The sequence below is a fragment of the Undibacterium paludis genome (assembly GCF_022568815.1).
Taxonomy (GTDB): Bacteria; Pseudomonadota; Gammaproteobacteria; order Burkholderiales; family Burkholderiaceae_D; genus Undibacterium.
In genome coordinates this window covers 138,214-159,890 of record NZ_JAKZHX010000007.1, presented here as the reverse complement: position 1 = coordinate 159,890, position 21,677 = coordinate 138,214, and the positions used below count along the sequence as shown (strand labels likewise).

The window sequence follows — 21,677 nt, the reverse complement described above, 5'->3', positions numbered from 1 at the left end:
GTTTGGCTGCTTATTTATTTGCTTACTATCTGCTCATTTTTCCTGGCAGGATAACAGCCATATTAGGCTGATTTTAAGCTGTTTTTAAGCTATTTGTACGAGAAGTCCACAACGAATTAGATAGATTCTTGCTTCTATGATTATGTCCTTAATTTCTGACAACTTGCAAGCCGTAACTGCGGATATCCACCGCACCGCCATAGCGAATGGTCGCGATCCGCAACAACTGCAGCTATTGGCTGTTTCCAAGACCTTTCCTGCGGACGCTGTCATCGCAGCGGCAGCAGCCGGCCAGCGCTGTTTTGGTGAAAATTACCTGCAGGAAGCTTTGGAGAAAATGCAGGAAGTAAGCAACAAAATGCCGCAACTTGATCTCGAATGGCATTTTATCGGCCCTTTGCAAAGCAACAAGACGCGGCCGGTTGCTGAGCACTTTGCCTGGGTCCATTCCGTCGACAGGGAAAAAATTGCACAGCGTCTGTCCGAACAAAGACCAAAAAATTTGCCGGACCTGAACATTTGTCTGCAAGTTAACATCAGTGCCGAAGCCAGCAAGAGTGGCGTCCTGCCTGGTGAAGCCCTGGCATTGGCGCAAAAAATTGCAGCCTTGCCAGGACTCAGGCTGCGTGGCCTGATGGCTGTACCAGAAGCCAGCCATGATGAACAACAGCAAAGACAGGCTTTTCGGCAGTTACGGCAATTAAGTGAAAGCATACAGGCTGCCGGCCTGCCCATGGATACCTTGTCCATGGGGATGAGTGGCGACATGCAGGCGGCAATAGCGGAGGGCAGCACCATGCTGCGTATAGGAACAGCCATTTTCGGGAACAGAAATTATGCAAAACAAACTTAATATTGCCTTCATAGGTGGTGGCAATATGGCGAACGCGTTGATAGGCGGTTTGCTCAAATCATTGACCTCGGCAGAGCATATACATGTGGTAGACCTGAACCAGCAATCCCTGCAAAAGCTGCGGGCTGACTTTGGTGTCAGTACCGCCCTGGCGATTGACAGTAAGCTCGCTGAGATGGATGCCATCATTCTGGCGGTCAAACCCCAGCAACTGCGTGAAGTCATCACCAGCCTGGCACCGCATCTGGGGCAGCAGTTGCTGATTTCCATTGCTGCCGGCATTCGTGCGGTCGACATGGCGCGCTGGTTGAACGGCTATGAAAAAATTGTGCGCACCATGCCCAATACCCCGGCATTGATAGGGCAGGGTATGACAGGCCTGTTTGCCCTGCCTGCCGTGACAGACAGCCAGAAACAGATGGCAGAACAAATCATGCAGGCAGTTGGCGCCACCACCTGGCTGACTGATGAAAGCCTGATTGATGCTGTAACGGCAGTATCGGGTAGTGGCCCGGCCTATGTGTTTTATTTCATCGAAGCCATGCAGCAGGCTGCAACAGAGCTGGGCTTGACGGCGGAGCAGGGGCTGCAGCTGGCAATGACTACCTTCAACGGCGCCACCCAACTGGCCATGCAATCCGCCGAGCCGGTGGCCACCCTGCGTGAAAGGGTGACCTCAAAGGGTGGTACGACCTATGCCGCTTTGACCAGTATGGAAGCAGCCGGCGTCAGGCAAGCTATTGTCGATGCCGTCAAGGCTGCTGCTGCACGCGGCAAAGAGCTTGGTGATGAGTTTGGTCAGCAGGCTTGATTGATTAAATCTGCCTCGACAGTGATGTCGAGGCAGAGCAGGTCGCGAGATACAAGCTGTCAGGATTGGTCTGTGCTTTTCTGCATGCGCTTGCGCATATCCGCGACAGTATTCCAGATTTGCCAGCCCATCAGGGCAGTTTGCGCCATGGCCAATACGCGCCTGGGTTTAAGTATCAATACCGCACCCAAAGCGAGACCGCCCAGCAAGGGGCGACGACGGGCGTTGTTGCCGACCTTGCCAATAAATCCGACTATGCTCTGTGCAACGGACATGGATTCCCTGACTTCGCTGCAATGCATGCCCAGCAAGCTGCGCTGAGCCTGTATTTTCAGTAACAGCGCCTGACGTCGCAGAGCGAGTTTTTCCTGGTGATTTCCCATATCTGTGCGGTGCCCTTACTCTTTTGCCGGATCACTGCCGCCACGCAGGGCTTCACTGTCTTTCTTCAGCTCTGCCAGAGAATAGGCGAGAAAGCCGGGTCGCTTGCGCAGACGCTGACGCAGCCAGACAAAGATGGCGATGGACAGGAATGAGAACAGGCTCAACAGCCCCAGCAGGACCTGATAACGGTGTGTGTCCCAAAAGGTGGCGACTACCGTCAGTATGGCCAGTAAGACAGCAATACCGGCAAAAAACAGGGCCGTCAGTGACCACAACAGACCGGAAGAAAAACGGGCCAGCTCTTCTTCCAGCTCAACCGAGGCCAGTTCCAGCCGGGTGTGGACAATATTGCTCAGTGTGGCAGCAAGTTGTCCCAGCGAATCGCCGAGTGCCATTATTTGACTGCTGCGCTTATCTGCTGCGGCCAATCAACAGACCCACGAGCAAGCCTATGCCGGCAGCAATGCCGGCTGACTGCCATGGGTTTTCCTTGACATAGACGTCGGTTGCCTTGGCAGCTTCTTTGGTACGGGTGACGACCAGGTCTTCAATACGTTCAACTTCTGCCTTGGCGTTTTTCAGGGTTCTTTCGAACTTTTCCTTGGCGGCTCTGAAGCCTTCGCTGCTTTGTTGCTCTGTGTTTTTCAGCATTTCTTCTGCGTCGCGGATAACCAGATGCAAATCATTCATCAACTGTTCTTTGTGTTCGTCTATATAACTCATAATGTTTCCTTTCGGTGAGAGAATGACTTCCAGTGTAAGCAAAAAGAACTGGCCGGGTTTGTTGCATGTCAAGCATGCTGATAATGCGGCCAAGTTCAAATAAGTGGCAATTTGTTAAATTACTTTACCGCATAGTCGATGGCAATGCCAGCAAAGATTGCAGCTCCCAGCCAGTTGTTATTGTTGAATGCGGCAAAACAGGGCATGCGCTCGCGTCCACGTATCAGTGTGTAGTGGTAAATGGACAGGCCGATTGCCACTGCCATGCCAGTCACGAACCAGGCACGTAAGCCCATTTGCCAGCCCACCAGCAGCAGCAGGCCAAAGCTGAGGGCATAACACAACATGACGGCCAGCACATCATAGCTGCCAAAGGTGATTGCCGAGGTCTTGATGCCTATCCTGAGATCATCGTCCCGGTCGACCATGGCGTACTCTGTATCATAAGCCACGGCCCAGAATACATTCGCCAGCAGCAACAGCCAGGCAGCCATGGGGATAGTATTTTGCACAGCAGCAAAAGCCATCGGTATGCCAAAACCAAAGGCGATGCCCAGGTAAGCCTGGGGGATGGCAAAAAAGCGTTTGAAGTAGGGGTAGCTGGCTGCCACGACGACTGCGGCTACCGACATCTGCTTGGTCAGGGTATTCAATGGCAGGATCAGGGCAAAAGAAATCAGGGACAGCACCACCGCCACTCCAACCGCTTCTTTGCCGCTGATCTTGCCACTGGTGAGCGGCCTTTCGGCAGTGCGTTTGACATGCTTGTCAAAATCACGGTCAGCATAGTCATTGATGGCGCAGCCGGCAGAGCGCATCAATACCGTCCCCAGGCTGAAGATGAGGACCAGTTGCCAGCCTGGATTACCGCCGGACGCCATCCAGAGTGCGCCCAGGGTAGGCCACAGCAATAACATGATACCTATGGGCTTGTGCAACCTGACCAATTTAAAATACCAGGTCAGGCGTGTGAGGACGAAATTCATGGTTGAGCTTTGTTGTTGCGCATAGGCAGAATTATAAGTGCTATCTATACATGGAGTAGTCCAGAATGCTATCGTAGCGAAGCTGTCATATTAAAAAATTACGATAACAGGTTTTTCCGGGACATTCTATGAAATTGCATACCAAACTAGGCTGGGCAAGTGCTGCCGTCTTCCTGTGCTTTGCAGGCTCTGCCCATGCCGTGACTGAAATCAGCTGGTGGCATTCCATGACGGGCGCACTGGGTGACAGGGTCACCGCCCTCGCCGATCAATTCAACAAGAGCCAGAATGAATACAAGGTCACTGCCGTCTACAAGGGCAGTTATGACGAGTCGCTGGCTGCCGGCATAGCCGCCTTCCGCGCAGGTAATGCCCCGCACATACTGCAAGTGTTTGAAGTCGGTACCGCCACCATGATGTATGCCAAAGGCGCAGTCAAGCCCGTGACCGAGGTCATGAAAGTGGCGGGCGAGAAATTTGATGCATCAGGTTATGTGGCTGCCGTCGCGGGTTATTACACCTCACCCAAGGGCGAGATGTTGTCCTTCCCCTTTAATAGCTCAACCACGGTGTTCTATTACAACAAGGACATGTTTGCCAAGGCTGGCATGGACCCGAACAAGGCCCCGGCAACCTGGCAGGAAGTGGTTGCAGCCGCGGCCCGCCTGAAAGCAGGTGGTGAAAAATGCGCCTATACGACCGGCTGGCAGACCTGGGTGCACCTGGAAAGTTTTTCTGCCTGGCACAATGTTGAATTTGCCTCCAAAGGCAATGGTTTTGGTGGCCTCGATGCCCGCCTGAAATTCAATAGCCCCCTGCATGTTCGTCATATAGAAAACCTGGAAAACTGGGCCAAGCAAGGTTATTTCACTTATGCGGGTCGCAAGAATGAACCTGAGGCCAAATTCTATTCCGGCGAATGCGGTATGCTGACTTCATCAAGTTCTGCCTACGGCAATGTCGCCAAGAATGCCAAGTTCAAATTTGCCGTTGCGCCTCTGCCTTACTATTCCGACGTTAAGGGTGCGCCACAAAACACCATCATAGGTGGTGCTTCGCTATGGGCCATGAATGGCAAAAAGCTCGAAGAATACAAAGGCGTTGCCAAATTCTACAAGTTCCTGTCACAGCCAGAGGTGCAGGCCAAATGGCACCAGGAAACCGGTTACCTGCCTATCACCAATGCAGCCTATGAACTGACCAAGAGTTCCGGCTTTTACGATAAAACCCCGGGACCTGGTGTCGCTGTCCAGCAAATGATCGTCAAGACCACGGACAAGTCACGTGGTATACGCCTGGGCAGTTTTGTACAGATACGCACCATCATGGATGAAGAGCTGGAAGCCGTCTGGAGTGGCAAGAAATCTGCCAAAGTCGCACTGGATACCGCTGTGACACGTGGCAACGAACTGCTGGATCGTTTCGAAAAAGCGAATAAGTAAAGTCAAGATCAAGACCTCTCAACACAGAGACGCAGAGGAGGGAAGCCGCTCTTGCAAGAGTGGCCCGTTACGCAGGCATGTGGCATGCCACATGAAACCCCTGCTGCACCACAGAGAAAAGCAAGAGAAAACCAAGGGAAAGGCAAAGCGAGCAAAGAAGCGCATTGTCTTTGTTTTTCCTCTACGCTTCCTCTGTGTCTCCGTTCCTCCGTGGTGAGCTTTTCGGTTTTAAAGTTATTCAATGAGGTTTTTTTGGAAAAGCGCGCACGTTTTCGTTCAGCCTGGTTACCCTATCTGTTGCTCCTGCCACAGATAATCGTGACCATCCTGTTTTTTTTCTGGCCGGCGGTACAGGCCTTGTACCAGTCCGTGTTGTTGCAGGACGCCTTTGGCATGTCCACGCAATTCGTCTGGTTTGATAATTTCAAGAGTCTGTTTGCCGATGAAACCTATCTGGCGGCATTCAGGACCACGGCCATGTTTTCCAGCCTGGTGGCCTTGCTTGGCTTGAGTCTGTCCTTATTACTGGCGGTGTTCGCCGACAGGATAGTCAGGGGCAGCAGCTTCTATAAGACCATGCTGATCTGGCCCTATGCGGTGTCACCGGTGGTGGTCGGCGTCTTGTGGATGTTTCTGCTCAATCCTACCCTGGGTATTGTCGCGCATGCCTTACGTCATGTCGGCATAGAATGGAATAATCTCTTGAATGGTCGTCATGCCATGATATTGATCGTGCTGGCTGCCGTGTGGAAGCAGATCAGTTATAACTTTCTGTTCTTCCTCGCCGGTTTGCAATCCATACCCAAGTCCCTGATTGAGGCGGCAGCGATAGATGGCGCCGGGCCATGGCGTCGTTTCTTCAGCATTGTTTTTCCCTTGCTGACACCGACGACGTTTTTCCTGCTGGTTGTGAATATTGTGTATGCTTTTTTTGATACCTTTGCCATCATAGAAGCAACCACTCAGGGCGGACCAGGCAAGGATACTGAGATACTCGTCTACAAGGTGTTTATTGACGGCTTCAAAGGCGGTGATCTTGGCAGCGCGGCAGCCCAGTCTGTCATACTGATGAGCATAGTGATTGTACTGACCGTGCTGCAATTCAAATATGTAGAAAAGAAAGTGCAGTACTGAAATGATAGAACGCCGGCCTTTTCTTGGCTTATTCAGCCACTTCATTTTGCTGCTGGGCGTCAGCCTGGTGGCTTTTCCCATCTATGTGGCATTTGTCGCCAGCACCCAGACCGCCGAACAATCGGCACTGGCGCCGATGTCCCTTATACCGGGTGACCAGCTATGGATCAACCTCAAGGCCGTGCTCAGCAGCGGGACTTCTGGCAATGTCGCCAGCAGTCCGGTCGGTCGCATGATGTGGGTGAGTCTGGTGTCCGCATTGATGATCGCAATCGGCAAGATATCGATTTCCATGCTGTCCGCTTTTGCCCTGGTGTATTTTCGCTTTCCTGGTCGTGCCCTGTTTTTCTGGATGATCTTCGTCACGCTGATGCTGCCGGTGGAAGTACGCATCAGCCCCACCTACAAGGTAGTGTCGGATTTGTCCATGCTCAATACCTATGCCGGTCTGACAGTGCCGCTGATTGCTTCGGCCACAGCGACTTTTTTGTTCAGGCAATTCTTCCTGACGGTGCCGGACGAGCTGGCAGAAGCTGCGCGTATTGATGGCGCAGGACCGATGCGTTTCTTCGTCGATATCTTGTGGCCGCTGTCACGTACCAATGTGATTGCCTTGTTCGTCATCATGTTCATCTATGGCTGGAACCAGTACCTGTGGCCTCTGCTGGTGGCGACTGACCAGGACATGTACCCGATAGGAGTGGGGATCAAACGGATGATAGCCGGCGGCGACGCCGCCGTTGAATGGAATATGGTGATGGCAACACTATTACTGGCGATGTTGCCACCCGGTCTGGTGGTGGTGGTCATGCAAAAATGGTTTGTTAAAGGCCTGGTTGATTCAGAAAAATAAAGGATTGATGCAAAACCGCCCCAGCGGTGTTGCAGCAACTAGCCGTACCAAGGTACTGTCTTCGTCGCTGCGGTGTAGTTGGGGTTTCGGACAACATGTTGTCCGCCAGCGAAATGAACATCTCTTACAAGAGATGTTTCATAAAAGCGATAGTCTTGCCGGGGCAACTTTGCTTAAGTCCTGTATATAAAAACACGTTATGGCACAACTACATTTTAAAAACGTTACGAAAACTTACGGCAAGGGTGACAAGGCTGTTGCTGTGATCCACGGTATTTCCATGGATATCAATCATGGTGAATTCATTGTCATGGTTGGCCCTTCCGGTTGTGGTAAATCGACGCTGTTGCGCATGGTGGCAGGACTGGAAGAAATCAGTTCTGGCGATATCGTGATTGGCGACCGTGTTGTCAATGGTCTGGAACCCAAGGACCGCGATATTGCCATGGTGTTCCAGAACTATGCGCTGTACCCGCATATGAGTGTGTATCAGAACATGGCCTATGGCTTGAAGATACGCGGTTTTTCCAAGGCTGACATAGAAAGCCGGGTACAGAAGGCAGCGCAGATACTTGAACTCGGCAGTCTGCTGGAGAGGACGCCACGGCAACTGTCCGGCGGCCAGCGCCAGCGCGTTGCCATGGGGCGGGCCATCGTCAGGGAGCCGGCAGTTTTTCTGTTTGATGAACCCCTGTCCAATCTGGATGCCAAGCTGCGCGTGCAAATGCGCCTTGAGATACAGCGCATGCACAAGGCCATCGGCACTACCAGCCTATATGTGACGCATGACCAGGTTGAGGCCATGACTCTGGGGCAGCGTATGATCGTCATGAACGCCGGCGTAGCCGAACAAATTGGGACACCGGCAGAAGTCTATGCAACACCGGCGACCACGTTTGTCGCCAGCTTCATCGGATCACCGCCGATGAATCTCTTGCGCGGCAAACTCAGTGAAAGTGGGCGACAGATGCAGATAGGCGCCTCGCTGATATCACTGCCTTTGATACAGAGCGAAGCAGAGCGCGTCGCCAACCGTGTACTGATACTGGGTGTGCGACCAGAGCACCTGTTCATAGGCATGCCGGGGCTGCCTATGGAAGTACAGCTGGTAGAGTCGCTGGGGGCTGATTTGCTGGTGCATGGCGTCTGTGGTGATCAGCCTCTGGTCATCCGTACGCCGGCAGGTACGGTAGTCGAAGCCGGTCAGGTCACATCCGTAGGGTTTGCCGCCGATGCTGTCCACTGGTTTGACCCGCAAACCAGCAAGCGTTTCTGAAGCAGGTTTCTGTTACCGGTTATTTGTCCAGGTTCGTACAGACTGTTGACGTCAGCACTTACTCATACCAGCAAGGCTGATTTGTGCTGATTGCGCTGCTGTTGTATGCGGTCAGGGCGGGCACTGGCGCGACGTGTTGTTGTGCCGGTGGTCTTCATCACTTCGGCCGGTGTACCAAAAGCCGGACCATGCTGCTCAGCCTGCTGACCACAAAAATAGCCCAAGCCAAATACAGCCATGGTCAGGGCCGCACAGAGCAGATAGGTTTTGATCATTTCACTTCTTGTTTCCATTCCTGTTTCCTTTGTCTGCAAATACTTGGGGAGCCTGGTATCAACAATACGTTCCATGCAAAAGTCTGAATTCTTGCTGTATTTGAACTTAGCCTTGATTTTGCAGGTCGAAGTGTCGCAATAATTAAAAAAACGTACCAGAAAATTAAGTCAGGCACTGGAATTCGGTATTTTTAGTACTGTATTGCGATACTATTTGCGGAATTTAACTTTTCAGTTGGAAACGGCCATGAGTTCACCCGAATTGATTTTGAAAGTCTTGCGTTCCGAGTTGCGTGCCGCAGGTGTAACCTACAAAATGCTGGCGGAGCGCATAGGCATGAGTGAATCCAGCATGAAACGCATGTTCGGGCAAAAAGACATGAGCCTGTCGCGCCTGGCAGAAATCTGCAAGGCAGCCGGTATCGCCATGGAAGATGTACTGCGCCAGGCTGCCGATGTGACACCGCAGGCAGATAACCTGAGCCTGGCACAGGAGCATTCGCTCATGGCCGACCCCAAGCTTTTGCTGGTGGCTATTTGCTGTCTCGGTCACTGGACCATAGAGCAGATCATAGAAACTTATTCCCTGTCTGAATCAGAATGCGTGCTGCATCTGATCGCACTCGATAAACTGGAAGTGATAGAGTTGCGCCCCCTGAACCGCTACCGCCTGAAGGTGTCTCCTGCATTTCACTGGCGCCCTGATGGTCCGATACAGCAATATTTTCGTGATGTCGTTGTTGGTGATTATTTTGCCGGCAGCTTTGACGGCACTGGCGAGACCCTGCTGTTTGTTCCGGCACGTGTGTCTTCGCATAGTGCAATGGAACTGGTACAGAAGATACAGCAACTGGCTGCCGAACTGGCACGCCTGCATCAGGATGACAGGCGCCTGAAGCCGGAAGAGCGTGACGGTTTTACCTTGCTGGTCGGCTTTCGCTCCTGGGAATTCTCAGCCTTTACGGCGCTGCGCCGCCCTGAAGCGGCAGCACCGGTCAAAGGGCTGACTCACCAGATAGGACCCAGGAAAAGATAAAGCGAAGAACCGTTACCCCGGGTGGCGCCAGCGCCAAAAAACAGCGGGCCAAAGCGGGTATCGACTGACAGGTGGGCGCTGGCTGCCTGCTTCAGGGTATTGAAGCGCAGAGGGTGAGTGTCATCATAGGTATTACCCAGTTCAGCTGAAAAGCCAAGACGTATTGCCCCGCCGACCGTGCTTGGCAAGGCGCCGATCTTGCGCGCCAGCAGCAGGCGGCCAAAAGCCGTTGCATTGCCGGACAGGGAGTTATTCGCTGTACCAGACAGGCGCAAGAAGCCACCCAGTGGACTTGGGGCGCTGCCACGCTTGGAGCGGCCCCATTCACCATACAGGTGACCAGCCCAGTCACCGAACTGGAAGGCCGTCAGAGCATCAATTTCCGATTGTGCCTGTGATGGTTCACCCGGGCCTTTCGATGGCGCTCGTTCCCAGGCTGAAGTGATCAAATGCCCGCGTGTGGGATAGGCGAGCGAATCGAGGGTATCGATGCGAAAACGGACAAATTGCGTCGTGTCGAAAAAGCGCACACTGTCCTGGTTGGGGGCGGACGGTAATAACAGGTCTATCTTGCCAAAGCCGCGGCTGACGCCTGCTTCTATCGCACCCCAATTGTCAAGCTGCCGTCCAAACGCCAGCGTGGCTTGTGTAGAACGTACACCGACCCGTGCCGACTTGCGTCCTTCATTGTAAAGATCCAGGCTCCTGCCATTGTACTCCAGTGACGGTTCGATAAACCAGGGAGACCCGGCAGCCAGCGGCTGCCATAACTGCATCCCTAGCTGGCGCTGACTGCCTATGCGTGCCACTGTACGCAATTCGCCGCCATAACTGTTGAGCGAAGAAGCCACATGCATCAGGCTCAGGGCGAACCGGTTCTCATCGGCAAAATCACTGGAAAATTCCAGACCTACGCGCAGCCGGTTGCGGCTGGAACTCGACTCGGTCGGCCGTATCAGGACATTACGCTGACCATCAGTATCGGTAATGACAGTTTCCACATTGTCGATATCACCACGTCCGTACAGGCGGGTGGCGGCCTGCCTGATCTGCTCCTGAGACACCAGTTGCCCCTCCTTTAGGCCGATCTGGGTGATCAGGGTCTTGGGGTTGATATAGCGCGGACCTTCTATCTCGACTTTGGCTAGGGGCAGCTTGTCTGACGGGGCCTTGGCAGTCAGGGTGCCGTTCGATCTCTGGTATTCGAAAGCCGCATATTGTTCATCTGACACCTGCAGGGCGGCCAGCTGGCTGGCCATTTTATGGGTGGCTTTTTCACCGGCCTTGATCGATTCCACATATTGGGCAAAGTCGAGAAAACTGATACCTGACAATTCGGGGGCAATCAGGATGTCGGTGCTGCGCAATTCCTTGATTGAGCGCTGTACGTTTTGCTCGGTCAGGATTTGCAGCATCTGTTTGGTGACGTCAATGGCGCTATTGAGTTCACTCTCTTTTGCCAGCGGCGTACCGACGTTGACGGCGATGACAATATCTGCCCCCATCTTGCGTGCAAGTTCCACCGGTAAGTTGCTGACCAGGCCACCATCAACGACCAGTTTTTGCTTGATACGCACAGGTGCAAAGACACCTGGCAGCGCCAGTGAGGCACGCATGCTCATCAGTAACGGCGTGTCATTCAATTCCACCATCTCACCGGTCAGCAGGTCGGATGCAACCGAGCGGAATGGCAGCGTCAACTGGTCAACTGGCTGGTCGCGCATGCCTTCTGGCATCAGGCGGGTCAGCGCATTTTCCAGCGCTCCGTTGCCTGCTGCCGCTGGCGGCAGGAAGATACCGGACTTGGTGACGGCAAATTCTATGCGTGAAGGCAGTAGCAGGTCTTCTTCCTTGCGGCGGTAGTCGAGATCATAACGGGCGGGGCGATCTGCCAGTACACTATCCCAGTTAGTATCATGGACGATTTGTTCCAGTTCATCGGCAGAGCGACCGGCTGCATAGGCGCCACCAACGACCGCACCTATGCTGGTACCGACCACCATATCGACTGGTACACGCAATTTGCGCAGGGCGCGCAATACGCCTATATGGGCAAAACCGCGGGCGCCACCACCTGACAAGACCAGCGCGACCTTGGGGCGCGTTGCCTTGTCTTTGGATGCGACAACGCTGGTAATGTCCGTATCAATGGCGACGACGTCAGTACTTGCACGTGCCAGGCTGTCAGTAAGAAAAATGCTGGCCGTCAGTGTGGTCAACATGACTATCAGGCGTAGCAGAGACATGGATGCTGCTTTCTTCAGGAAGGCGATGAAAAATGATAGACCGCTAATCTTTCATCAGGTTTCGCAAAAAAACGAAGTATACATTCATTGCCATGGCAAAGGTCGGCACTGTGTTTGTTCGGCAAACTGCCGGTCTTGCTGTCTGAGGCTGATTTATTCGGCAGGATTGACCAATGCGGTCAATATGTGGTCGCGCCAGACACCGTTGATTTTCAGGTAGGATTTTGCATAACCCTCTTTTTCAAAACCCAGGCGTGCGAGCAGCGCACCACTACGCTGGTTTTCCGGCATGTAGTTGGCCATCACGCGGTGCAACCCGCAGTCCTGGAACATATGCCGTATGCCAGCCTGAACCGCTTCAAACATATATCCCTGACCTTGTTGCCGCGCAGCAATCGCATAACCAAGATGGCAGGCATGAAATACACCGCGGACGATATTGCTGAAATTGCAGATACCTATCATTTCTTCTTCTTTGCAGACGGCCAGATGCACAGCCAGGCCCGCTTCCATCAGGCGTGCGTTGGCCAGCAGACGCTCTTCGCATTTTTCCAGCGAGAAAAAATCTCCGTCGCGGGCAGGCTCCCACGGTGCAAGGTGCTCACGGTTGATGAGCAGGTATTGCTGCACCATGGCGGCATGCTCAGGCATCAATACCCGCAACTGCAGGCGTGCAGTACTTATCACGTCTAGACTCATCATACGGGAACGGTAATTATTGGGTTGTTGCGGCGACATCAAGCATGGTCACGCCGGGCAGGTCGCAAGCCAGTACGGCCTTGCGTATCGCCTCTATGGCGGCCTGACGGGTAAAGCTCTTGCGCCAGGCGATAACAACACGGCGGTCCGGTGCTGGTGCGGTGAAGGGCAGGTAGCGCAGCATGCCATCTTTTGCATCAAGATCAGGTACTGACGCCATCGGCAGAACAGTAATGCCTATACCCGAGGCGACCATGTGACGTATGGTTTCCAGTGACGAGCCTTCAAAGGTGCGGGCAATGCCATCCCCAGTGGTTGAGAAGCGCGCCATCTCAGGACAGACCTCCAGCACCTGGTCGCGGAAGCAATGGCCATTACCCAGCAGAAGCATGGTTTCCGACTTCAGTTCTTCTGCCGATACTTCCTTGCGGTCTGCCCAGGCATGGTCCTTGGGCAAGGCTACCACAAAAGGTTCGTCATACAGGGGCTGTATCATCATGCCCTGGTCGGGCAGGGGCAAGGCCATGATGGCGGCGTCAAGCTCACCCTGGCGCAGCAATTCCATGAGTTTGACTGTGAAATTTTCTTGCAGTACCAGAGGCATTTGCGGTACCTGCTGTATCATGGTTTTCACCAGGGTAGGCAACAGGTAGGGGCCTATCGTATAGATGACGCCAAGGCGGAAAGGGCCAGCCAGAGGGTCCTTGTTCTGTTTGGCAATTTCCTTGATGGCGGCGGTTTGTTCCAGCACACGCTCAGCCTGGGCAACTATCTGTGCACCCAGTGGCGTGGTCGATACTTCAGTGCCGCCACGCTCGAATATGGTCACGCCGAGTTCATCTTCGAGTTTTTTGATGGCGACAGACAGGGTTGGCTGGGCGACAAAACAGGCTTCTGCCGCATGGCCAAAATGTTTTTGCCGCGCGACGGCAACAATATACTTTAATTCTGTGAGTGTCATGCCATTAGTTTGGCACAGACTGCGGGCAGCGTCAGCAAGTGCTTGTTGCTAAAGCCGGATTTTTTCTGAATTTCCCATAAAATTGGGGGAGTATGTTCAGACACCTTTGCTATATATGCAGAATATGGCTGTTTTATCCTATACTCGGTTATGTACAAAATTTGTAACCTGAGCAGCTAAGGCAATTGCCGTCTGTAAATGTGACGGCAATTGCGCTGCGTGTAGTCTTGTTCAAGCCTTGGATTGGCTCATTGCTTTGGTCAACTCCAGATGCCCTTGGGCCGTGCCACTTTCGGGCACAACTTCGGCTTCGCGGTTCCTGACTTCTGTCAGGCGCGCAGCAAGTTGCTCATCGGCATCGTCGCCTCGCCCCACCCATATACCCTGGGTAAGGGTAATATTAGCAGCTTCAAAACTGCCGGCACCTGCACACAGGATGGCTCGGCTAGGGGCCTGTTCAGACGCCAGCACCAGCATGGCTGGCACAACATCGGAAGCTTGCAAGGCTTGCAGGAATTCTTGCGGGAACAGGCTTTCTGTCATGCGCGTAGCTGCAGTCGGCGCAAGGCTGTTGACGCGGATATCATACTTGGCCCCTTCCAGTGACAGGGTTTGCATCAGGCCGACCAGAGCCATCTTGGCTGCGCCATAGTTAGACTGGCCAAAATTGCCGTACAGACCGGATGAGGAGGTCGTCATTACAATACGGCCATATTTTTGTTCTGTCATGATGGCCCAGACTGCCTTGCAGCAATGCACCGCACCCATCAGATGTACATCCAGCACCAGTTTGAAGTCGGCGATATCCATCTTGGCAAAACTCTTGTCGCGCAAGATACCGGCATTGTTGACCAGGATATCAATCCGACCCCAATGCGCCATCGTTTCAGCGACCATGGCCTGGACAGCTTCAAAATCGGTGACCGATGCACCATTGGCTATTGCTTCACCACCAGCTGCACGGATTTCTTCGACCACAGACAGCGCGGCGGCAGACGAACCGCCGGAACCATCACGCGCACCACCCAGATCATTCACGAGCACTTTGGCACCGCGCGCAGCCAGCGCCAGCGCATGTTCACGTCCCAAACCACCACCTGCACCGGTCACGATGGCGACACGGCCTTTGAAGTCTATTGTCATTTTTTCTCCTGTTGTAATTTGAAATCGTGGGCAAACTCAGCCCTGAGGTGCCGAGTGTATGCTATTTTTTCGGAGATGTAGCGGCAGGTGACGCAGTTTTTTAGATGCTGGCGACTAAACAGCTTTTGTACCGATTTTCTTTTGCATGATGATGGCCCCGCCAAATTCCGGGTTCAGTTCATAAGGGGCGAAGCCCTCTGTGCGATACAGATTTTGAGCACGGGTATTCCCTTCCAATACCTCCAGCGTCATCTTGCAAAAGCCCATTTGCTCAGACAGTGCAGTCAGGTGCTGCATCATCTTGTTGCCTATGCCCTGGCCGCGAAAATCAGGATGCACGGCAAAGTCATGGATATTCAAGAGGGACTTGCAGGCAAAGGTGGAGAAACCCTCTATGCAAATTGCAAAGCCGGCAGTCTGGTTGTCCACATAGGCAAGGATCGCGCGTACTGTGGTCCGTTTTTTGAGTTCGCTAATGAGATTGGCCTGTGCATAGTCAGACAGCGCTTCGCCGCCGCCCATGGGGTCCAGCGCATACATATTGAGCATGCTGACCAGGTCTTTGGCATGCTGCGGATTATTGACATCAACATCGACGATATTCAGCATAGGTTTTTATACTCGTAAAAATTCTTCTTTATATCCCAGCCAACGCTCCAGATGAGCTGCAACGGTGACAGGGTCATTCTTTAATAAATCATCGGCCAGATTGCGTGCTTTATCGACCAGCCATTGATCGGTTTCCAGATTGGCAAAGCGTAACATGGCTTCGCCGGATTGGCGTGCGCCGAGAAATTCACCGGGGCCGCGCAATTCCAGGTCCTTGCGGGCAATTTCAAAGCCGTCGTTACTTTCACGCATGGTGGCCAGCCTTTGTTTGGCTGTACCGCCTAAAGGGCTTTGATACAGGAGCAGGCAAATGCTGGCTGCCGCACCTCGGCCAACGCGGCCTCGTAACTGGTGTAACTGTGATAAGCCAAAACGCTCTGCATGTTCTATGACCATCAGGCTGGCATTCGGTACATCGACGCCAACTTCAATCACCGTAGTAGCCACCAGTACCTGGCTGTCATTGCGAATGAAGGCTTCCATGGTTGCCTGTTTTTCTGCCGGTTTCAGACGACCATGAACCAGACCCACCTTCAGCCCCGGCAAGGCTTCGGCAAGCATGGCGTGTGTTTCTGTTGCCGTCTGCAGTTGCAGGGTTTCAGACTCTTCTATCAAAGGGCAGACCCAGTAGATCTGCTTGCCTTCACCGGCGGCTGCCTGCACGCGGGCGATGACTTCATCGCGACGGTTCTGGTCGATGACACGGGTGACGATAGGTGTGCGACCCGGCGGCAGTTCATCAATGACTGACACTTCCAGGTCAGCGTAATAAGTCATTGCCAGGGTGCGCGGTATCGGTGTGGCTGACATCATCAGTTGATGCGGCACCTTGCCCGCTTCCACTTTGTTGGCCAGGGTCAGGCGCTGGCTGACACCAAAGCGATGCTGTTCATCGACGATGACCAGGCCCAGTTTTTTGAATTGCACGCTGTCCTGTATCAATGCGTGGGTACCTATCACCAGTTGTGCTTCGCCGGAAGTGATCAAGGCATTGGCGGCATCTTTTTCTTTTTTCTTCAGGCTGCCCGTCAGCCAGGCAGTTTTGACACCGAGTGGCTCCAGCCAGGCGGCAATTTTCCTGAAATGCTGTTCGGCCAAAATTTCGGTTGGCGCCATCAGCGCAGCCTGGTAACCATTATCTATGGCTTGCGCTGCCGCCAGGGCCGCAACGATGGTTTTGCCACTGCCCACATCACCCTGCAACAAACGCTGCATGGGGAAGGCCTCGCGCAAATCAGTGCGGATTTCTGCCAGCACTTTTTCTTGCGCCCTTGTCAGTGAAAAAGGCAGGTTTAGCAGGAAGGCATTGCTGAGTTCTCCCACCAGTGGCAAGGCATTCGCACCCTTGCTGCGACGTGTGAGTTGCGCGCGCTTCAACGACAATTGTTGCGCCAGCAGTTCATCGAATTTCATGCGCTCCCAGGCTGGGTGTTCGCGCTCGATAAGGCTATGCTGATCGACATCTGGCGGTGGATTGTGCAGGGTACGTATGCTGCTTTCAAAATCCTGTAAATGCAGGTCTGCCAGCCGCGCAGGGGATAAGGTGTCGCGCCAGTTGACCCGTGTCATGGCATTGGAAATGGCTTTGCGCAACAACGCTTGTGGTATACCTTCGCCAGATGGGTAAACAGGTGTCAGCGCTGTCGGCAAGGGTGCGCCTTCATTGACGATTTTGTAGTGCGGATGCACCATCTCTGCACCAAAGAAACCATGGCGTAATTCACCACGCGCCCGTACTCTCACACCTACCGCCATTTGCTTGGTCTGGTTGCCATAAAAATTCAGGAAGCGCAGCACGACTTGCCCACTGTCGTCAGCGATGGTCACGACCAGCTGGCGGCGCGGGCGGTACTGGATATCGCATTCTGTAACCACACCCTCAACCTGGACACTGCTGCCACCACGGAAAGAGGCATCGCGCATGCTGACGATTTCAGTCTCATCTTCATAGCGCATGGGCAGGTGCAAGACAAAATCCATGTCCTTGCGCAAGCCCAGTTTTGCAAGTTTTTCACTGGCTTTGGCAGCGGTATTGACCGGGGGCTTGGCTTTTTTTGCAGTCTTCCTGGTGCCGGACTCTGACTGAGCATGGCCGCCAGCCATGGCTGTGTCAGCTTGTGTATTCTTTAACTCTACGCTAGCACTTTGGTCTTCAGCGGCCATGAGGTGTAAAATGGTGGGTTTTGCTGTCAGCTTACTTTTTCAGGAAATTCACAAAACCCTGGCTGCAGGCTGTTTGCCTGTGATCTTACCCGGGTTTGCTACGCTAGTGTGCATTCTACTGGTATTTTATACAGTGTAAAGTAGCTTTATGTCTGTTTTTCCTGTTTTACCCCTGATTTTTGTAGATTTTTTGCATGCCTTACTCCCTAAGTGATTTTGATTTTGAACTGCCTGAAGCCCTGATCGCGCAAACTCCCTTGCCTGATCGTACCGCTTCGCGCCTCCTGCATGTAGATGGTGGTCAGCTGATAGACCGACATTTTGCTGACGTCATTGATCAACTGTCTGTCGGTGATTTGCTGGTATTTAATGATACCCGCGTCTTGAAAGCCCGTTTCTTTGGCGTCAAGGAAAGCGGCGGCAAGATACAGATGCTGGTGGAACGCGTGCTGTCGAATAATGACCAGGAACGCAGTGTGCTGGCGCAGATGCGCGCTTCCAAGTCGCCGCTGCCGGGCAGTAAAATCCGCCTGGCAGACAGTTTTGATGTCATCGTCGGTGAGCGAGTAGGTGAATTTTTTACTCTGTATTTTCCGTCTGACATCTTCTCGCTGTTGGAAACCTATGGCCGCCTGCCTTTGCCGCCGTATATAGAACATGATGCCGATGACTTTGACGAGCAGCGTTACCAGACGGTGTATAACCGCGTGCCGGGTGCGGTAGCCGCGCCAACGGCTGGCCTGCATTTTGACGAGGCGTTGTTGCAGCGTTGCCAGGACAAGGGCATCAAACTCGCCTATGTAACCCTGCATGTGGGCGCTGGTACTTTCCAGCCCGTGCGCACCGAGAATCTGGCAGATCATCAGATGCATAGCGAATGGTATACCGTGCCGGATGAAACCGTGTCAGCCGTGCAGGCTACCAAAGCCGCGGGCGGCAAAGTGGTGGCTGTTGGCACTACCAGCATGCGCGCACTCGAATCTGCTTCACAAACTGGTGCCTTGCAGGCAGGCAGCGATGATACCCGCCTGTTCATCACACCCGGCTACATATTCAAAACCGTGGACAGGCTTATCACCAATTTCCACTTACCAAAATCCACTTTGATGATGCTGGTATCGGCCTTTGCCGGGTATGATCGCGTCCGCGCTGCCTATGCACATGCAATTGCCCATCAATACCGTTTTTTCAGTTATGGCGATGCCATGCTGCTGACCAATTCCTCCGGGGAAGACCATGCTTGAATTTACACTGATCAAAAAAGATAAAACTACTGCTGCACGTCGTGGCCGTGTCAAAGTCAACCATGGTGAAATCGAAACGCCTATCTTCATGCCGGTCGGTACCTATGGTTCAGTCAAGGCCATGTCGCCGCTGGAGTTGAAAGAAATCGATGCCCACATCATCCTCGGTAATACCTTCCACCTGTGGCTGCGCCCTGGCACGGAAGTGCTCAACAAATTTGGTGGCCTGCATGGTTTCATGGGCTGGGATAAACCTATCCTGACAGACTCGGGCGGCTTCCAGGTATTTTCACTGGGTGCCATGCGCAAGATCACTGAGGAGGGCGTCAAGTTTTCTTCGCCTATCAGTGGCGAGCGTCTGTTTTTGTCGCCAGAAATTTCCATGCAAATCCAGCGTGCGTTGAACTCAGACATCGTCATGCAGTTCGATGAATGCACGCCGTATGAAATCGATGGCAGGCCAGCGACGACAGAAGAAGCAGGCAAATCCATGCGCATGTCCCTGCGCTGGGCCAAGCGCTCCATCGATGAATTCAACCAGGGTGAGAACCCGAATGCCTTGTTTGGCATCGTCCAGGGCGGCATGTTTGAGCACCTGCGTGATGAATCCCTGGCTGGTTTGAATGAACTCAATTTCCACGGTATCGCCATCGGTGGCTTGTCTGTGGGTGAGCCCAAGGAAGACATGATGCGCGTGCTGTCCCATGTCGGCCCCAAGCTGCCGGAGAACAAGCCGCATTACCTCATGGGTGTGGGTACGCCAGAAGACCTGGTCGCTGGCGTGGCCAATGGCATAGACATGTTTGACTGTGTCATGCCTACCCGCAATGCGCGCAATGGCTGGATCTTCACCCGCTTTGGCGATATCAAGATCAAGAATGCCCGTTACAAGGAAGACAAAGAACCGCTGGATGCAACTTGCGAATGCTATGCCTGCAAGAATTTCTCACGCGCGTACCTGCATCATTTGCACCGTACCGGTGAAATCCTGGGTGCACGTTTGAACACTATCCATAATCTGCATTACTACCTGGATTTGATGAAAAACATTCGCAAGGCGCTCGACGATGAACGCTTCCCTGAATTTGTCCAGCAGTTCCATGCTGACCGGGCGCGTGGCGTTTGAACGGCAGTCTTATTTAATACGGTAAATACTCACGGACTGATCAGTAATACGAATTATATTCAGGCCGCTTGCAGGCAAAATGACGCTCTCGTCCGAGTGGACAAATGAATACTAGAGGTCTGATATGAATTATCATCCCGTCATTATTGCCGGCGGCGGCATTTCCGGTCTGTATTGCGCCTGGCGTCTGGCGCTGGCCGGACAAAAAGTCGTCGTACTCGAAGCCTCATCTGACCGCTGGGGTGGCCGCATAGAAACCGAAGACCTGGACGGCTTTATTGCCGAATGGGGGCCCATGCGTTTCGAGCCCACCCTGCAACCGCGTTTCGATAAATTGTGCCGTGACCTGGGTGTCAAGCTGACCGAGTTCAGTGGCCCAGAGGGTGAAGAAGTCAATGCACCGACTTATGATTTGCCTGCAGAGGAAATGGGGCTCAATTCCCTGCAACTATTGAAGCTCGGCATCATGCTGGTCATGGGACAAGACCCAGAAGACCAGGCCTGGATAGATGCCCAGACCGAGGCTGACTACCAGCGCATGCGCAAACATGCGCAACTCAATGGCCAGCCGTTGTGGAGCATGGGTTTCTGGAACGCTATGTCTGCCGAAGGTGTGCTCAGCCATCTGGCACTGACCAAGCTGCGTGACACCGGTACCTTTTACCACATGATCCCGGAAAACCTGAATGCGATTGAATGGATCATCTGGTGGCTGCGCGCCCTGAAAACCGTAGGCCAGCAACTGGCCAGCGTCGATGGCGGTACGGCCAAACTGACCGAAAGCCTGATGGCCAAACTGCGTGGCCTCAGCAATGTCACCCTAGCCGGTGGTCATGAATTGACGAGTTTTAAACAGATCGCCATGGGCCAACCCAGGCTGGAACTGGATGTGCATACCAAGAACGGCAATATACAGTTGCAGACAGACAGGCTGATCCTGGCTTTGCCGAGAATGCCACTGGTGAAACTGGCATCCTGTCTGCCTGAACATGTTGCTTCACAACTCGATGCCGTCAATGGTTTCCCGATGTTGAAATTGTTCTTTGTGACAGATTCGCCATGGTGGGATTATGCCCAAAGGCCACAGCAATATGCGAGCTGTCTGCCTACGCGTGAAATCCATTATTTCCGTCGCCCGCAAAATCAGGACAAGGATGGTCACGGTATGGTCTTGCTGTACATGGATCGCCCATCGACAGAATTCTGGAAGCATTATGTGATGGAAGCTGACAAGCACGACCGCGCCGAGATCGACCAGAACGTCAAGATTGTCGATGCCTTCTCGTTGTTCGTTGCACGTGATGTCAAACGCCTCGTCGATATCAAACGTTCCGGCCTGAAACTGACCGACCAGGCTCAGCACATGTTTGAAGAAAAATCACTGGAAGATACCCGCGACTTCATCAAGAACTCCATCGTCACCTATGGCATACGCGACTGGGCCAGGGCGCCTTATGGTGCTGCCAACCATGGCTGGCAACCGGGTGTACGTTCATGGAAAGTCATGGATGTGTTCAAGGCCTTCGACTTTGGCAGCGGCGCCAAGAATATCCATATCGTTGGCGAAGCGTATTCGGATTATCAGGGTTTTGTCGAGGGTGCTCTGAATACTTCAGAGCTGGCGCTGGCGACAATGAAATCCAGTTAAAACATACTGTTGATCGAACAACAAGCTCAACATTAAAGTAAGCGATGAAAAAAGCAGAAGCGCAG

General features: G+C 53.2%; 21 protein-coding genes. 10 read left to right on the top strand and 11 right to left on the bottom strand.

The annotated features are described in order from the left end of the window. The first annotated feature begins 142 nt into the window (after positions 1 to 142). Entirely contained in the window at positions 143 to 853 is a 711-nt protein-coding gene (locus LZ463_RS13445) for a YggS family pyridoxal phosphate-dependent enzyme (protein WP_241456292.1), read from the top strand. Then, positions 837 to 1,664: a pyrroline-5-carboxylate reductase gene (gene proC / locus LZ463_RS13440; protein ID WP_241456291.1), complete on the top strand. Its 828-nt coding sequence runs from the start codon at positions 837 to 839 to the stop codon at positions 1,662 to 1,664. Before LZ463_RS13445 ends, proC begins: the two co-directional genes overlap by 17 nt. A gap of 59 nt (positions 1,665 to 1,723) precedes the next feature. On the opposite strand, the gene LZ463_RS13435 is transcribed toward proC, so the two are convergent. From LZ463_RS13435 to ubiA, 4 genes are all read right to left on the bottom strand, one after another. Continuing rightward, a complete protein-coding gene (locus LZ463_RS13435; protein ID WP_241456289.1) occupies positions 1,724 to 2,047 on the bottom strand; it encodes a YqjK-like family protein in 324 nt (107 codons plus the stop codon). 15 nt (positions 2,048 to 2,062) lie between these two features. Beyond that, positions 2,063 to 2,443 carry a phage holin family protein gene (locus LZ463_RS13430; protein ID WP_241456287.1) on the bottom strand — a complete coding sequence of 127 codons (381 nt, stop codon included), beginning with the start codon at positions 2,441 to 2,443 and terminating at the stop codon, positions 2,063 to 2,065. A 16-nt stretch (positions 2,444 to 2,459) separates the two neighbouring features. Further along, a complete protein-coding gene (locus LZ463_RS13425) occupies positions 2,460 to 2,771 on the bottom strand; it encodes an ElaB/YgaM/YqjD family protein (protein WP_241456286.1) in 312 nt (103 codons plus the stop codon). 119 nt (positions 2,772 to 2,890) lie between these two features. Then, the gene (gene ubiA, locus LZ463_RS13420; protein ID WP_241456285.1) at positions 2,891 to 3,757 is read right to left on the bottom strand and encodes a 4-hydroxybenzoate octaprenyltransferase; all 867 of its coding nucleotides are present in this window, start codon (positions 3,755 to 3,757) and stop codon (positions 2,891 to 2,893) included. A 128-nt stretch (positions 3,758 to 3,885) separates the two neighbouring features. Here ubiA and ugpB point away from each other — a divergent pair, with 128 nt between their 5' ends. The 4 genes from ugpB (at position 3,886) to LZ463_RS13400 (ending at position 8,462) form a co-directional block, all read left to right on the top strand. Beyond that, entirely contained in the window at positions 3,886 to 5,199 is a 1,314-nt protein-coding gene (ugpB, locus tag LZ463_RS13415) for a sn-glycerol-3-phosphate ABC transporter substrate-binding protein UgpB (RefSeq protein ID WP_241456283.1), read from the top strand. 252 nt (positions 5,200 to 5,451) lie between these two features. Further along, positions 5,452 to 6,333 carry a sn-glycerol-3-phosphate ABC transporter permease UgpA gene (gene ugpA / locus LZ463_RS13410; protein ID WP_241456282.1) on the top strand — a complete coding sequence of 294 codons (882 nt, stop codon included), beginning with the start codon at positions 5,452 to 5,454 and terminating at the stop codon, positions 6,331 to 6,333. Position 6,334: 1 nt separating this feature from the next. Beyond that, positions 6,335 to 7,186 (top strand): sn-glycerol-3-phosphate ABC transporter permease UgpE, encoded by an 852-nt coding sequence (ugpE, locus tag LZ463_RS13405; protein WP_241456281.1) that lies wholly within the window; start codon positions 6,335 to 6,337, stop codon positions 7,184 to 7,186. 199 nt (positions 7,187 to 7,385) lie between these two features. Beyond that, positions 7,386 to 8,462 carry a sn-glycerol-3-phosphate import ATP-binding protein UgpC gene (locus LZ463_RS13400; protein ID WP_241456279.1) on the top strand — a complete coding sequence of 359 codons (1,077 nt, stop codon included), beginning with the start codon at positions 7,386 to 7,388 and terminating at the stop codon, positions 8,460 to 8,462. 62 nt (positions 8,463 to 8,524) lie between these two features. On the opposite strand, the gene LZ463_RS13395 is transcribed toward LZ463_RS13400, so the two are convergent. After that, positions 8,525 to 8,755: a hypothetical protein gene (locus tag LZ463_RS13395; protein WP_241456278.1), complete on the bottom strand. Its 231-nt coding sequence runs from the start codon at positions 8,753 to 8,755 to the stop codon at positions 8,525 to 8,527. A 229-nt stretch (positions 8,756 to 8,984) separates the two neighbouring features. Between LZ463_RS13395 and LZ463_RS13390 the strand changes: the two genes are divergently transcribed. After that, a complete protein-coding gene (locus LZ463_RS13390) occupies positions 8,985 to 9,773 on the top strand; it encodes a helix-turn-helix domain-containing protein (protein WP_241456277.1) in 789 nt (262 codons plus the stop codon). Here LZ463_RS13390 and LZ463_RS13385 read toward each other — a convergent pair. From LZ463_RS13385 to recG, 6 genes are all read right to left on the bottom strand, one after another. After that, on the bottom strand, positions 9,746 to 12,019 hold the full coding sequence (locus LZ463_RS13385) for a patatin-like phospholipase family protein (RefSeq protein WP_241456271.1): 2,274 nt from the start codon (positions 12,017 to 12,019) through the stop codon (positions 9,746 to 9,748). The genes LZ463_RS13390 and LZ463_RS13385 overlap by 28 nt on opposite strands. A gap of 153 nt (positions 12,020 to 12,172) precedes the next feature. After that, the gene (rimJ, locus tag LZ463_RS13380; RefSeq protein ID WP_277624046.1) at positions 12,173 to 12,721 is read right to left on the bottom strand and encodes a ribosomal protein S5-alanine N-acetyltransferase; all 549 of its coding nucleotides are present in this window, start codon (positions 12,719 to 12,721) and stop codon (positions 12,173 to 12,175) included. A gap of 13 nt (positions 12,722 to 12,734) precedes the next feature. Continuing rightward, positions 12,735 to 13,679 (bottom strand): hydrogen peroxide-inducible genes activator, encoded by a 945-nt coding sequence (locus LZ463_RS13375; RefSeq protein ID WP_241456267.1) that lies wholly within the window; start codon positions 13,677 to 13,679, stop codon positions 12,735 to 12,737. 231 nt (positions 13,680 to 13,910) lie between these two features. Further along, a complete protein-coding gene (locus tag LZ463_RS13370) occupies positions 13,911 to 14,822 on the bottom strand; it encodes an SDR family NAD(P)-dependent oxidoreductase (RefSeq protein WP_241456266.1) in 912 nt (303 codons plus the stop codon). Between the two features lie 114 nt (positions 14,823 to 14,936). Then, positions 14,937 to 15,431, bottom strand: coding sequence for a GNAT family N-acetyltransferase (locus tag LZ463_RS13365; protein ID WP_241456263.1), 495 nt, complete (start codon positions 15,429 to 15,431; stop codon positions 14,937 to 14,939). Between the two features lie 6 nt (positions 15,432 to 15,437). After that, complete coding sequence (gene recG, locus LZ463_RS13360) at positions 15,438 to 17,534, bottom strand: ATP-dependent DNA helicase RecG (protein WP_489686117.1); 2,097 nt, start codon at positions 17,532 to 17,534, stop codon at positions 15,438 to 15,440. A 254-nt stretch (positions 17,535 to 17,788) separates the two neighbouring features. Between recG and queA the strand changes: the two genes are divergently transcribed. The 3 genes from queA (at position 17,789) to LZ463_RS13345 (ending at position 21,612) form a co-directional block, all read left to right on the top strand. Continuing rightward, positions 17,789 to 18,838, top strand: a complete 1,050-nt coding sequence (gene queA / locus LZ463_RS13355) for a tRNA preQ1(34) S-adenosylmethionine ribosyltransferase-isomerase QueA (RefSeq protein ID WP_241456261.1) — start codon at positions 17,789 to 17,791, stop codon at positions 18,836 to 18,838. Beyond that, on the top strand, positions 18,831 to 19,964 hold the full coding sequence (gene tgt / locus LZ463_RS13350; protein ID WP_241456259.1) for a tRNA guanosine(34) transglycosylase Tgt: 1,134 nt from the start codon (positions 18,831 to 18,833) through the stop codon (positions 19,962 to 19,964). The genes queA and tgt overlap by 8 nt, the downstream gene beginning before the upstream one ends. Before the next feature lie 124 nt (positions 19,965 to 20,088). After that, positions 20,089 to 21,612, top strand: a complete 1,524-nt coding sequence (locus LZ463_RS13345; protein WP_241456257.1) for a flavin monoamine oxidase family protein — start codon at positions 20,089 to 20,091, stop codon at positions 21,610 to 21,612. Positions 21,613 to 21,677: the final 65 nt, after the last annotated feature.